Raw genomic sequence first — 13887 nt, 5'->3', positions numbered from 1 at the left:
GTACCCCCATGAAAGCACCCCTGGCAGCCCTCGCGCTGGCCGCCCTCCTTACGGTCACGGCCTGTGGCGGCGGTGAAGCGCCGGCCGCGCAGGGCCCGCAGCCGCTGCGCATGTCGATCTGGACCTCCAACGAGGCTCACCTGAAGCTGTTCAAGGAGATCGCCGCCGAATACCGCAAGTCCCACCCGCCGGCCGGCGAGATCACCTTCGACCCGATCCCGTTCGAGAACTACACCACCACGCTGACCACGCAGATCGCCGGCGGCAACGCCCCCGATCTGGCATGGATCCTCGAGAACTCCGCCCCCGACTTCGTCGGCTCCGGCGCCCTGGTCCCGCTCAAGAGCAAGGTCGAGAACGCGGGCGAGCTGGTCCCCGCCGCCACCCGGCTGTGGGAGCGCGACGGCGAGCTGTACGCCTACCCGTTCTCCACCTCGCCCTTCGGCGTCTTCGTCAACACCGACCTGGTCAAGGCCACAGGCCAGAAGACGCCGCGCGAGCTGATCAAGGCTGGCCAGTGGGACTGGGAGCACGCCAACGAGGTCAACAAGGCCGTGGCGGCGAAGGGCAAGAACGGCCTGACCATCCTCAACTTCGACTACAAGGCCTGGGACAACCTCGCGACCGTCTGGCAGGGCTGGGGAGCCAAGGCGTGGAGCGACGACGGCGGCACGTGCCAGTTCAACGCGCCCGAGATGGTCGAAGCCATGACGTTCATGCACAAGGCGATCTTCGCCGACAAGTCCATGCCGGGACCGGGCACCGCCGTCGACTTCTTCTCCGGCGACACCGCGATGGCCGTCGCCCAGATCTCCCGCGCCGCCATGCTGAAGGACGCGACGTTCAAGTGGGACCTGGTGCCGCTGCCCGCCGGGCCCAAGGGCGAGTACGCCGTCATCGGCCAGGCCGGGATCGGCGTGCTGAAGAAGTCGCCGAGGGCCGAGCAGGCCACCGACTTTCTCGCCTACTTCACCAACGTGGCCAACTCGGCCAAGCTCGCCGCGTACTTCCCGCCCGCGCGTGGCTCTCTGCTGACGGCCGACACGATGGCCAAGACCAGCCCCATGCTGAACGGCGATCAGCTCCAGAAAGTGGTGATCGACGGCATCGAGAAGGGCGTGGTCAAGCCCAGCCACAAGGGCCAGGCCGAGCTCGCGCAGACCGCCAGGGCCGCGCTCGACCCGCTGTGGGAGCCGGACGCCGACGTCAAGGCGGTGCTGGACGGCGTGTGCGCGAAGATCCAGCCGCTGCTGGGCGGATGACGTGACGGTGACGGATCTCGGCAACCGGGTGGCCGAGCGCGCCGCCACCCGGTCCCGCCACTTCTGGACCATTCCCCGGCGCGACGCCCTCGTCGGTTACCTGCTGATCTCGCCGCAGCTCGCCGGAAGCGCGCTGTTCGTCCTGCTGCCGCTCGGCCTGGTCGTCTACTACAGCCTCCAGGAGTGGAACGTGCTGGCGGGCACGTTCGAGTTCGTCGGGGGCGACAACTACGCCAAGCTGCTCGCCGACCCGAACATGGGACAGGTGCTGACCAGCACCGCGCTCTTCTCGGTCGGCCTGGTCGTGCTCAACCTCGCGCTCGCCCTCACCCTGGCCATCCTGCTCGACCAGCGGCTGCGCGGCACCACGTTCTTCCGCACGCTGTTCTTCTCGCCGGTGCTGGTGTCGCTGGTCGCCTGGACCATCGTCTGGCAGTTCCTGCTCCAGCAGGACGGCGGCATCAACGGCCTGCTCGGCGTGGCCGGCGTGGACGGCCCCAACTGGCTGCGCGGCGATACCACCGCCCTGCTGTCGGTCGTCGTCGTCCAGGTCGTCAAGAACGTGGGGCTCAACATGGTCCTGTTCCTGGCCGCGCTCCAGGGCGTGCCGCGCCAGCTGTACGAGGCGGCGCAGCTCGACGGCGCCGGCGCCTGGACCCGGTTCCTGCGCGTCACGGTGCCCCTGATCAGCCCGACGATCCTGCTCACCTCGATCATCACCGTGGTCGGGTCGCTGCAGGTGTTCGCCCAGATCGCCGTGCTCACCCAGGGCGGGCCCGGCATGTCCACCACCGTCCTCGTCTACTACCTGTACCAGCAGGCCTTCCAGTTCCGGCACCTCGGCTACGGCGCCACCCTGTCGGTCCTGCTGTTCCTGATCGTCGCGGCGCTGACGTTGCTGCAGTGGCGGCTGCGCCGGAAGTGGGTCTTCCATGAGTCGTAGGGTCAAGCTCGCGTTGTACGCGCTGCTGTGCGTGTTGTGCGTGCCGTTCGTCTTCCCGACCTGGTGGATGGTCACCTCGTCGGTGAAGCCGATCAGTGACATCTTCGCCTTCCCGCCCGCGCTGGTGCCCTCCAGGTTCGACTTCTCCACCTACGGCCGGGTCTTCGAGCTGCAGCCGTTCGGGCAGCAGTACCTCAACAGCCTCTACATCGCGGCGATGGTGACCGTCGGCACGATGGCGGTGGCCGCGATGGCCGGCTACGCCTTCGCCCGCATCCGCTTCCCCGGCCAGAACGTGCTCTTCCTGGTCGTGCTCGTCGGCCTGCTGATCCCCAGCGAGGTGACGATCGTCCCGCTGTTCCAGATGTTCCACACGGCGGGCATGACCGACACGCACTGGCCGCTGATCCTGGTGCCGATCCTGGGCGCGCCCAGCGTGCTGGCGACGTTCATCATGCGGCAGTTCTTCATCACGCTGCCCGGCGAGCTGGAGGAGGCCGCCAGGGTCGACGGGCTGGGCCGCTTCGGCACCTTCTGCCGGGTGGCGTTGCCGCTGGCCAGGCCGGCGCTCGGGGCCGTGGCCATCTTCACGTTCCTGCACTCCTGGAACCTCTACCTCGAACCCATCGTGTTCCTGTCGACCCCGTCGAAGTTCACCCTGCCGCAGGCGCTCACCCAGTTCGTCGACGCCTACGGCTCGCCCCTGTGGAACGTGCAGCTGTCCGCCGCCACGATGACCGCCCTGCCCATCCTGGTCGTCTTCGTGCTGGCCCAGCGGCAGTTCATCGAGGGGCTCGCGCACACCGGTCTGAAAGGCTGACCATGCACTCCCCCCTGCTCTCCCGCCGCACCCTGCTCCGCGCCGCCGCCCTGATCCCGGCCGTCCCCGTGCTCGCGCCCGGCACCGCCTCCGCCGCCACCATCCCCTCCCTGCCGGCGGCTCTGGACCGCACGTCGTTCGCCCCCCACGAGCAGCGCTTCGCGCCGTACCTGGCCACTCTCGCGCCCATGGTCAACGACATGGCCGACAGCGGCTTCTTCGCCGGCGGCTGGTGGCGCACGCCGGCGGCGCCGTACAACGCGCGGGTGCAGGAGCACGTCTTCACGCTGGCCTGGTTCCACGCCAACGCCCGCCCGTGGAACCCGTACGCCGGGGACGCCAACCTGCTGGCCGCGCTCGACGCGGCGCTCGGCCACTACCTGTCACTCCAGCACCCCGACGGCTCCTTCCCCGAGTACAGCCGCGACCAGCACGGCCTGGCGCCCACCGGGTTCGGCATCGGCTACCTGGCCAAGACGCTGCGGATCCTGCGCGCGACCGGGGCGCTGCCCGCGCGCCAGGCCCAGCTCACCACCGCGTTACGGACGGCCATGACCTGGTTCCTGGACCCCGGCAACCGGGTCGTCTGGCAGGATCGCCTCACCTGGGCGAACCAGACCTCCTCGGGCCTGGCGGGGGCCGGGCTCGCGCTCCGGCTCGACCCCGACCTCGCGCTCGCCACCCGCCTGACCGAGGCGTTCGCCCGGCTCCCCGCGGTCGGCCAGAGCCCCGCCGGCTTCTTCAACGAGGAGGGCGGCCACGACATGAACTACAACTTCGAGGTCATGCTCCCCGAGCTGGCCGACGCCTACCACCACAGCCGGGACCCGCACCTGGTGGACATGGCCCGCGCGTTCACCGGCTTCCTGGCCTACAACCTGCTGCGCGAGCCCGACGGCGCCGGATACATGGTCAACGTCGCCCCCTCCACCCGCACCAGCACCCGCTGGTACGACGAGGTCCGGCCCGACCCCGACCGGACCGCGCTCAACTGGACGTTCATCCGCGACGTGCCGCTGCTGTCGGCCTTCATGACCGCCCGCGAGGACCTGGCCGAGGCCCGCGCGGCCTGGGCGGCGTCCACCGAGCCGGTGACGCCGCTCGCCAAGCAGGACACCTCGCCCCGCATCCTCACCCACGGCCTGTACGGCGAGCGGTTCCCCAGCAGGCGGCAGCGCGCCGCCGCCATCGCGGACCTGCCCTACCTGCGCTCGAACGACTTCGCCGAGCTGCGCAGGGACGGCGGCCAGGACTTCCTGTACGTCCGCAAGCCCGGCCTGTACCTGGGCGGCTACTTCGGCACGCGCGCCTCCCGGGCCCGTACCGGCCTGACCTTCCTGTGGCACCCCGACGCCGGCACGATCATCTGCGGCCTCAACGACAACAACTACGGCTGCTGGTCCACCGTCTTCCCCGGCCAGGCGCCCGACTCCAACGGCTCCCTGCCCGCCACCTACTTCCACGGCGCCCCCGGCGGCCGCGAGTGGACCGGCGGCCATGCCCCCGCCGCCCTCGGCATCCGCTACGGCAACGCGAACGTCACCACGGACGTCCTGGTCACCCGCCGGACGGTCCGGCGCACCGTCACGGCGAACGCCGCGGCCACCGAGCAGATCCCGCTCGTCCTCCATCCCACGGACGTCGTCACCTTCACCGACGGCACCCCGGTCGCGTTCGGCGGCACGACCACCGCCACCGCCGACGGCCTCGACCTCCGGCGGGGCCGCACCACGATCCGCCTGCGATGGGGCGCTCCGCTGCAGGCGACCGTCGCGGCCGGCACCGTACGGTATTTCCGCGACGGCGCCCGCCGCTTCCACGCCCTCCGCATCCCGCACCAGGGCACGTTCGACCTCACGGTCATCACGGGCTGACGCGTCTCGACCGCGTCTCCCGGGCGACCGCCCGGACCGACGCCGCTGCCCCCGCACACCCGGCACGTGGGGGGCAGCGGCGTCAGCAAGGCGGGAAAGTTTGTCTCGCCTGTAGACGAGGTTTCTCTCGCGCGCTAACGTTGTCTTCGTTGGAGACGACGTTGAGAGACCTCCGCGTCGGTCGTGGTAGTACTGGACATCCGCGAAGGAGGCCGTACAGACAAGCAGGTGCACCCATGACCGAGCGCTACCTCGGTGTCCTCGGCCTCGCCGAGGCCCTGGGCGTGAGCCGTCATGCGGTGCACAAGTGGCGCAGCCGCTATGCGGACGACTCCGATCACCCGTTCCCCCTGCCCGACGTCGAGGTCGACGGAGCTCCCGGCTGGCGCTCCGATCGGCTGGCGGAGATCGTGCAGTGGCGTGAGGGGCTGCCCGGCCGCGGCGCGGGCGGGGGCCGTCCTTCCCTCGCACGTCAGGAGTACCTCAAGGAGGCAGGGGTGCGCGGCCTGACCCGGGACGAGGCCATCCGCGCGCTCGCCACGTTCGCCGAAGAGTTCCCCGAGATGACCGAGCCGGAGATCTGCGCCTGGCTCGTCGGGAAATGGCGCGGCTGAAACCTCATCAGCACGGAAGGCGATGACGCATGCCCGAGATCGGCGGAGACACCGCACCGGGATTCGAAGCAGTACGCGAGGCGTTCGCGGCCGACCTGGCCGGCGAGCCGGAGACAGGCGCCGCGGTCAGCGTCTACCTGCACGGCCGGAAGGTCGTCGACCTGTGGGGCGGCACCGCCGACCCCGCCACCGGCCGCCCCTGGGAGCGCGACACCCTGCAGCTCGTCTACTCCACCACCAAGGCCGTCACGGCCACCTGCGCCCTTCTGCTGTCCCAGCGGGGCGAACTGGACCTCGACGCGCCCGTGGCGGAGTACTGGCCGGAGTTCGCGGTCAACGGCAAGGACCGCATCCCGGTCCGCTGGCTGCTCACTCACCAGGCCGGGTTACCCGCGATCGACCACCCCGTCACCCCGGAGGAGGCGATCGCCTGGGAGCCCGTGGTGACCGCGCTGGCTGCCCAGCGCCCGTACTGGAAGCCGGGTACGGACCGCGGCTACCACGGGCTCACCTACGGCTGGCTCGTCGGAGAGGTCGTCCGCCGGGTGTCCGGCCGTAGCCTGGGCACGTTCCTCGCCGACGAGATCGCCGGACCGCTCGGACTGGACCTGTGGATCGGGCTGCCGGAAACCGAGCGGCACCGGGTCAGCCGGATCATCGAGACCCCGCCCGACTTCCAGGCCATGGCGCGCATCGACCTGGACGCCCTTCCCGAACCCATGCGCGAGGTCATGGCGGCCTTCGCCGACCCCACGTCGTTGACCAGGCGCTCGCTCGCCGTCGTCACGCCCCCGCTGGACCACAACAGACCGGAGGAGCAGGCCGCCGAGATGCCCGCCACCAACGGCATCTGCACGGCCCGCGCGCTGGCCCGCTTCTACGCCGCGCTCATCGGCGAGGTGGACGGGCACCGCATTCTCGCCCCCGGCACCCTGACCGCCGCGACCGCGGAACAGACCAGTGGCATCGACCGCATCCTGCGCGTGCCCGTCCGCATAGGCACCGGTTTCGGCCTCCCGACCCCGGACGCGTTCTGGTACTCCCCGGCCGCCTTCGGATTCCCCGGCCGCGGCGGGTCGCTCGGCTTCGCCGATTCGGCGACCGGCCTCGCGTTCGGTTACGTCATGAACCGCCTCGTGGAAGGCGTCCCGGACCTGAGGGCCGCGAACCTTCTCGCCGCGGTCCGCAACGCGATGGGCGCCGCGGCGCTCAGCCCTTGACGGCACCCGCGTGACTTCATGGCCGCGGCAACACCGCCTGCCGGATCCACGCTCTGACCGTGGGCAGATGGCGGGTCCCTCTCCGGGTGGATGCGGGTGGAACCGGCTGTTCCTACGATGAGCGGGTGGTGGTGACTCCCCGCTGGCTGTTACCGGCCGGCCTCGGGCTGCTGATGCTGCTGGTCGGCCTGTCGTGGGCGCAAACGATCATGCTCGGTTGCGACTGCGTGTGGCCGTTCGCCGGAGGGGGCGCCTTCATCGCTCTCTGCCTCGTCATCGTGCGTACGGTGCCGGGCCGTTCCGCCGAGGTGGCCGGTCTCCTGGCTCCCGCGGCCATAGCGGCGCTCACGGGGCTCGCGGTCAACAGCATCGGCTGGTTCGTTCTGGTGATCTACATCGCGTTCGTCGCGCTGAACCTGCGACTCTGGCCGGGCGTCGTCATGTGGCTCGCCTCGCTCTCCGTGGTGGTCGCGGCGGCGTTCACCACGCCGGACCCCGGGTGGCCCAACTGGCTGGCCGCCGTGACGCTGGTCTTCTGGAGCGGCTGGGCCGCGCGTTACCGCATCGAGGTGGGGGAGCGGTTGCACCGCGCGGAGAGCGCCGCCGCCGCTGCCGCCGCTCTGGCCGAGCGGCAGCGGCTCGCCGCCGATCTGCACGACATCGTCGCGCACACGCTCGCCGTGACGGTGCTGCACCTGGGGGGCGCGCGGCTGGCGCTGGAGCACGATCCCACGGAAGCGGCGGCGGGGATCGCCGAGGCCGAGCGCCTTGCCCGGCAGAGCATGGCGGAGCTGCGAAAGGTGGTCCGGGTCCTCGCGGAAGAAGGCTCCGAGGTGGTCGCCCCCCAGCCCACCGCGCCCCGCCTTCCCGAGCTCTTCGCGGAATACCGGACGGCGGGCCTCGAACTCGACACGAGCGTCGACGGCGAGCTGACGGCGGTGAGCCCGACGACCGGGATGGTGCTCTACCGGCTGGTTCAGGAGGCGCTGGCCAACGCCGGCCGCCACGCTCCGCGAAGCTCCGTCGAGGTGCGGCTGCGCGTATCGGAGGAGGGCGCCGTACGGGCCACGGTCACCAATTCCTTGCCCGACGGCCCAACTCGGCACAATGGCGGCATGGGACTTCGCGCGATGGCCGACAGGGTGCGCATGGTCGGCGGCCACGTCACCGCCGGCGTCGAGGACGACCGGTGGGTCGTGCGGACGGAGCTGCCGGCATGATCTCGGTGGTGCTCGTGGACGACCAGGAACTCGCCAGGGCAGGACTGCGGACGATCCTGCGCCAGCCGTACGGCTTCGACGTGGTCGGCGAGGCGGCCGACGGCCAGGCCGCGCTGGCGGAGGTCGCGCGCGTCCGGCCCGACGCCGTGGTCATGGACATCCGCATGCCGCGGATGGACGGGGTGGAGGCCACTCGTGCGCTGCTGGCCGCGGATCCGGCGTCCCGCATCCTGGTGCTGACCACGTTCGGTGAGGACAGCGTTCTCGCGGCGGCCCTGCGGGCCGGCGCGTCGGGATTCTGCCTCAAGGACGCTCCGGCCGAGGACATCCAGCGTGCCGTCCGGGCGGTGGCGTCAGGCGACGGCTGGCTGGATCCCGGCGTCTGCGGGCGGGTCCTGCGGCGTTACCGCGCGGATCCGGTGACCGACCCCGACGCGGTCCGGCGGCTCGGCGACCTCACCTCCCGCGAGCTCGACGTGCTCAAGCTCATCGGCCGGGGGCTCACGAACGCCGAGATCGCCCGCCGGCTCGTGATCGGCGAGGGCACGATCAAGACCCACGTCGGCCGGATCTTCACGAAGCTGGCGGTACGCGACCGGGCGGCGGCGGTCGTCTTCGCGTTCGACCACGGTGTGGTCCGCCCCGGGGAGTCGCCGCCTATGCCTGGGGTCTGACTCCAGGTTCTGTTCCCGGCCAGACGACAGCGGCGGCGCCATCGGAAACCGTGGAGGCATGCTTCTTCAAGCCCCCCGTCTCCGGATCACCGCTCCCTCGCTTCCGCCGATCGCCTGGCGGACGATCGCTCCCATCGCGGGCGTCGTCGTGGTCACCCTGCTGGTGCTGAGCCCGTGGTACGGCTACCACCGCGACGAGCTCTACTTCCGCATGCTCGGTCAGACTCCCGCCTGGGGGTACTTCGACCAGCCTCCGCTGACCCCGCTCCTGGCCCGGCTGTCCACGGAGCTGTTCGGCGACACCATCGTCGGGCTGCGGGTCGTCCCCGCGCTGTGCGCGGGACTGCTGATCCTCATCGGTGCCGCGATCACCCGCGAACTCGGCGGCCGCGCGAACGCGCAGACGCTCGCCGCCGCCGGTCTCGGCACCGGGATGTTCCCCCTGCTCGCCGGGCACACCCTGCTGACCCAGTCGGCCGACTTCGTGTTCTGGACGGTCTGCATCCTGTTCGTGCTGCGTGCCCTGCTGCGCGGCGACGGGCGATGGTGGATGGCGGCCGGCGCCGTCGCGGGAGCCGCCACGTTCAACAAGCATCTCATCGTCCTGCTGATCACCGGGCTGGCCACCGGCCTGCTCATCACCGTCGGCATGGCGGTGAAGGGGCCGCGTGCCGTCTTCAGCGACAGGTGGTTCTGGTCCGGGGCGTTCCTGGCGGCCCTCATCGCCTCTCCGAACCTGCTCTACCAGGCCACCAACGGCTGGCCTCAGCTCACCATGGCGGCCACGCTCAGCGAGTCCGTGAACCGGATCATGTTCGTGCCCATGCTGGTGGCGCTGCTCAGCATGGGAGCGTTCGCGATCGCCGTCGTCGGGTGGCTCTGGCTGCGCAAGCGGCCGCAGACCCGGCCGCTGGCCATCGCGGCCCTGATGACGATCCTGCTCGGCTGGGCGTCAGGAGGCCGGGCGGACTATGTCGCCGGCAGCGTGATCTTCGCCTTCGTGGCCGGCTGCGTGCCCGCCGCCACGTGGATGGACAGCCGGGCCGCCCGGCGTCGAGTGGTGTGGTGGGGACTGCTCGGTAGCTCGCTCATCGGGATCGCCGTGGCGCTGCCGCTGCTCCCGCTGCCGGCGCTCGGTTCCTCGCCCAACGAGGTGTCCAGGGAGTCGGTGGGCTGGCCGCGCTTCGCCGCCCAGGTGGCCGGGGTGTACCGGGCGCTGCCGTCCGGAACGGTCGTGCTCACCTCGAACTACGGCGAGGCCGGTGCGCTGGACCGGTTCGCGCCCGACATTGCCGTCTACAGCGGCCACAACGAGCTGTGGTACCAGGGGCCGCCGCCGGAAACGGCGCAGACGGTGGTCGCCGTGGGGCTGCCGCCGGAGCAGTTGCGGCAGCGCTTCGCACGCTGTGAATCCGCCGGGGTCATCGATCACGGCACCGCAGTCGCGAACGAGGAGCAGGGCCTGCCCATCACGGTCTGCTCGGCGCCGCGGACTTCGTGGAAGACCGCCTGGCCCGACTTCCGGCACGCGAGCTGAGGAGCGATCATGAGCAACGTCCTGGTCATCACGCCGACCTACAACGAACGAGACACTCTCCCGGGCATCGTCGGCAGGATCCGCGCAGCCGTACCCGCCGCCCACGTTCTCGTCGTCGACGACAACAGCCCCGACGGGACGGGCCCGATCGCGGACAGGCTCGCGGCCGAACTCGACGGCGTGCACGTCCTGCATCGGGACCGCAAGGAAGGGCTGGGCGCCGCGTACGTGGCGGGCTTCCGCTGGGGACTCGCCCGGGGGTTCGACCTGCTGGTGGAGATCGACGCCGACGGCTCGCACCCTCCCGAGCGGCTCCCCGCCCTGCTGAACGCGGCGGAGCGGGCCGATCTCGTCATCGGCTCCCGCTGGGTGCCCGGCGGCCGTGTGGCGAACTGGCCGCGCAGACGGGAGCTGCTCTCACGACTCGCGAACCGCTACGTACGGGTGGCGCTCCGGCTTCCCGTCGCCGACGCCACCGGCGGGTTCCGCGTCTACCGGGCGGCCGCGCTCAGGAAGATCCTGCTCGGCGGTGTGGAGTCGCGGGGCTACTGCTTCCAGGTGGACCTCACGCTGCGAGCCGTACGTCACGGATGCGCGGTGGCGGAGGTGCCGATCACCTTCGTCGACCGTACGAGCGGGGCGAGCAAGATGAGCGGTGGTGTCCTCTTCGAGGCGCTCTGGCGGGTGACCCTGTGGGCCCTCAGGATACGGACACGCGATATTCACGCACCCACGCGTTCAGCTCCACAAGCTGCACCAGCAGCTGGGCGGCGCTCGCCCCGCCCGGCAGCTGCGCGTGCAGCTCGCCGCCGGCGATCTGTCTCAGCAGGCCGTTGAGGCGCGGCGTGTCGAACATCGGACGCAGCGGCGACTCGCTCGCGTTCACTATCCACTTCGCCTCGCGCACCAGCGCCCGATCGTGAGCCGGGTTCTGGACGTGCGGGTACGCGCTCTTCTGCCGGGTCAGCGTCGTCGGCGGGAGGATGTCGGCCATCGCGTCCTTGAGCAGGCTCTTCAACCCGCCCGCGCACTTCATCGACCAGGGGACGTTCCAGACGTACTGGACGAGCCGGTGGTCGCAGAACGGCAGCCGCACGTGCAGTCCCTGGGCCGCGCTCATCCGCTCCTTGCGGTCGAGCACGACGGCGAGCGGCCCGGCCATCCCGAGATACAGCACCTCCCGCATCCGCGCGTCCAGCCCCTCCTCACCGGGCAGGCGCGGCACCTCGCCGAGGAGTTGCGCGTAGCGCGCCTTCTCGTCGCCGTCCCGCGCGAGCTCCGGCACGAGGAAGTCGGCGAGTTTCGGCCCGTCCCCGAGCCACGGGAAGGTGTCGCGCCGGATCAGCTCGGTCTTGAAAAGGTACGGATACCCGCCGAAGAACTCGTCCGCCGCCTCGCCGGACAGCGCCACCTTGGTGTCCTGCCGCATCCGCTGGAACAGCAGGTACATCGACGCGTCGAACTGCCCCCACCCGGGCAGGTCACGCGCGCGGCGCGTCGCCGGGATCACGGCGAGCAGGTCCGGCATCGTCGCCGTGAGCGTGGTGTGCCTGCTCCCCATGAACTCCGCGGCCGCCGCGGCGTACGGCGCGTCCACGTCCGGTCGCAGCTCGGTCGGCGCGAAGTGCGCCTTGTCGCTGTCGAACTCGACGCAGTACGTATCGAGCGTGCGCGGCAGCAGCCGCGCCGCCAGCGCCGCCACCGACGTCGAGTCGACGCCGCCGGACAGCATCGCGCCGCACGGCCCCGACGCGGGCAACTGGCCCGCCACGGCGTCATGGAACAGCTCCCGCACGCGCTCGGCGGTCTCGGCGGGCGTGTGGTCGTGCGGCTCGCTCGTCAGCCGCCAGTACGCGCGCGAAACCGGCCCGTGATCGGGCGTGTACGTGATGACGTGCGCGGGTTTCACCTCATGCACGCCGACGAGCGGCGTCTCACCGGCGAGCGTCAGGCGCGGCTGCAGTGCGATCGTCATCAGCGACCGGTCGAGACGCGGGGTGAACAGCGGATTCGCCATGATCCCCTTCGGGAGGGAGGCGAACAGGATCCCGCCGGGATAGGGGTGGTAGTAGAGCGGCTTCAGCCCCAGGTGGTCCCGTGCCAGCAGCAACCGCCGCTCCCGCCCGTCCCAGATCGCCATCGCGAACGCGCCGACCAGGCGGCCGACGAAGTCCGCGCCGCGCGTCAGGTAGGCGTGGAGCAGCACATCGGTGTCGGTGGCCACGGAGGGCAGGCCGAGGGAGCGGCGCAGAGCGGCCAGGTTGTAGATCGCGCCGTCGTACACGAGTATGACGCTCTCCTCGTCCGAGGAGAGGTCGCGGCGCGGCGAGAACAGCGCCGGTTGACGGCCCTGGGCGGTGCCCGGGGTCGTGAGGCGGCGATGGGCCAGCGCCGCGTGCCGGGTGATGTGGGCCGCGCCGCCGTCGGGCCCGCGATCGCGCATCGTGTCCGTCATGGCGTGCACGACGTCCGCCCGTTCCGTGAGATCGCGTCCTAGGTCGATCCATCCGATGAGACCGCCGCTCATCTGGTCAGCTCCCCTGCAGTCGTAGTAGGTCCGAGCACCCGCCGTACGCGGGTCAGTGCCTCGCGGGTGCGTTCCGGCGCGTGGACGAGCGCGATGCGCAGGTGACCCGCGCCGGGGTTGGCCCCGCAGTCGGTGGCCGCGCCGAGGTAGCGCCCCGGCATCGCCGTCACCGCTTCTTCACGCCACAGCCGGCGCGCCGCCTCCTCGTCGTCCGGTACGGGGAACCAGAGGAAGAAGCCCGCCTCGGCCCGCTCATAACCGGTGAGCTCGCCGAGCAGTTCATCCGCGATATCCCAGTTCGCGCTCACGGCCGACCGCAGGCGCGCGACGTGCGCGTCATCCGCCCACAACCGCGCCGCCACCGCGCAGACCGGCTCGGCCGGCGAGACGCCGCAGGTTCGGTTGTGGTTCGCGTACGCCGCCACGCTCGCCGGATCCCCGATCACGAACCCGGACCGCAGGCCCGGCATCCCGGATCGCTTGGACAGGCTGTGGAGCACCAGGAAGCGTCCCGCGTCGCTCGCCCTGCCGGACGTCAGGAATCCGCCGCCCGCGCCCGAGCCGTGGACGAGGTCGATGTAGCACTCGTCGACGATGAGCAGCGCACCGGCCGCCCGCGTCGCGGCGCTGATCGCGCGCACCCTGCCGGGGGCATGCGTCTCGCCGCGCGGATTGCCCGGTGAGCAGACGACGACCGCCGCGACGTCCCGCCGCGCGGCCACGGCGGCGGCGACCTCCGACGCGTCGCCGTAGAAGATCGCCCGGCCTCCCGCCGCCTCCACCGCCGCGTGGTAGGTGGGATAGAACGGATTGGGCAGGACGACCGCCGGAGCGGGCGAGTGCATGTCCGCGGAGACTGCCAGGGCGATGGCGGCCGCGACGGCCTGCTTCGTGCCGGGGGACGGCTCGATCGCGAGCGATCCTTCGCGTACGGCGGCGCCGAGGTGGCTGCCGAAGCGGCGTTCCAGCCAGCCCGTGTAGGCGGCGCGGAGTTCGGGCGTGCCGCCGAGCGGGGGGTATCGCGTCCAGCCGGCCACGTCACCCAGGAGCCGGCCGTCCACCGGCGGCGTGACGAGGCGGGCCTCGCCGAGGTGGAGGGGGATCGGGGTGACGCCGGCGGGTGCGGGGATTCCCGCCAGGAGCGCGCGCAGCCGGTCGAAGGCGCTCGGCGACGAGGTTGATCGAGTCGATGGCAT

General features: G+C 71.3%; 11 protein-coding genes and 1 pseudogene. 10 read left to right on the top strand and 2 right to left on the bottom strand.

Annotation, left to right across the window (positions count from 1 at the left end):
• The first annotated feature begins 8 nt into the window (after nt 1-8).
• The 10 genes from ACFKCF_RS46605 (at nt 9) to ACFKCF_RS46560 (ending at nt 11001) form a co-directional block, all read left to right on the top strand.
• Entirely contained in the window at nt 9-1262 is a 1254-nt protein-coding gene (locus tag ACFKCF_RS46605) for an ABC transporter substrate-binding protein (RefSeq protein ID WP_394501808.1), read from the top strand.
• Between the two features lies 1 nt (nt 1263).
• Complete coding sequence (locus tag ACFKCF_RS46600) at nt 1264-2205, top strand: carbohydrate ABC transporter permease (RefSeq protein WP_394501807.1); 942 nt, start codon at nt 1264-1266, stop codon at nt 2203-2205.
• A complete protein-coding gene (locus tag ACFKCF_RS46595) occupies nt 2195-3025 on the top strand; it encodes a carbohydrate ABC transporter permease (protein ID WP_394501806.1) in 831 nt (276 codons plus the stop codon). The genes ACFKCF_RS46600 and ACFKCF_RS46595 overlap by 11 nt, the downstream gene beginning before the upstream one ends.
• 2 nt (nt 3026-3027) lie before the next feature.
• Complete coding sequence (locus ACFKCF_RS46590) at nt 3028-4899, top strand: hypothetical protein (RefSeq protein ID WP_394501805.1); 1872 nt, start codon at nt 3028-3030, stop codon at nt 4897-4899.
• Nucleotides 4900-5135: 236 nt separating this feature from the next.
• Complete coding sequence (locus tag ACFKCF_RS46585; protein WP_394501804.1) at nt 5136-5513, top strand: hypothetical protein; 378 nt, start codon at nt 5136-5138, stop codon at nt 5511-5513.
• 29 nt (nt 5514-5542) lie between these two features.
• Nucleotides 5543-6733 (top strand): serine hydrolase domain-containing protein, encoded by a 1191-nt coding sequence (locus tag ACFKCF_RS46580; protein ID WP_394501803.1) that lies wholly within the window; start codon nt 5543-5545, stop codon nt 6731-6733.
• A gap of 125 nt (nt 6734-6858) precedes the next feature.
• Entirely contained in the window at nt 6859-7953 is a 1095-nt protein-coding gene (locus ACFKCF_RS46575; protein ID WP_394501802.1) for a sensor histidine kinase, read from the top strand.
• Nucleotides 7950-8627: a response regulator gene (locus tag ACFKCF_RS46570; RefSeq protein WP_394501801.1), complete on the top strand. Its 678-nt coding sequence runs from the start codon at nt 7950-7952 to the stop codon at nt 8625-8627. The genes ACFKCF_RS46575 and ACFKCF_RS46570 overlap by 4 nt, the downstream gene beginning before the upstream one ends.
• A gap of 58 nt (nt 8628-8685) precedes the next feature.
• On the top strand, nt 8686-10164 hold the full coding sequence (locus ACFKCF_RS46565; RefSeq protein WP_394501800.1) for an ArnT family glycosyltransferase: 1479 nt from the start codon (nt 8686-8688) through the stop codon (nt 10162-10164).
• A gap of 9 nt (nt 10165-10173) precedes the next feature.
• Nucleotides 10174-11001 carry a polyprenol monophosphomannose synthase gene (locus ACFKCF_RS46560; protein WP_394501799.1) on the top strand — a complete coding sequence of 276 codons (828 nt, stop codon included), beginning with the start codon at nt 10174-10176 and terminating at the stop codon, nt 10999-11001.
• Here ACFKCF_RS46560 and asnB read toward each other — a convergent pair.
• Nucleotides 10949-12691, bottom strand: a pseudogene (gene asnB / locus ACFKCF_RS46555) (asparagine synthase (glutamine-hydrolyzing)); the annotation flags it as partial. The gene ACFKCF_RS46560 and the pseudogene asnB overlap by 53 nt on opposite strands.
• On the bottom strand, nt 12688-13887 hold the full coding sequence (locus tag ACFKCF_RS46550) for an aminotransferase class I/II-fold pyridoxal phosphate-dependent enzyme (RefSeq protein WP_394501798.1): 1200 nt from the start codon (nt 13885-13887) through the stop codon (nt 12688-12690). The pseudogene asnB and the gene ACFKCF_RS46550, both read right to left, overlap by 4 nt.

Origin of the sequence: Nonomuraea sp. JJY05 (assembly GCF_043496855.1) — a bacterium.
In the GTDB taxonomy this organism is placed as follows: Bacteria; Actinomycetota; Actinomycetes; order Streptosporangiales; family Streptosporangiaceae; genus Nonomuraea.
Note: the sequence above shows the minus strand (reverse complement) of the source record. Positions and strands in the feature narration are given on the sequence as shown.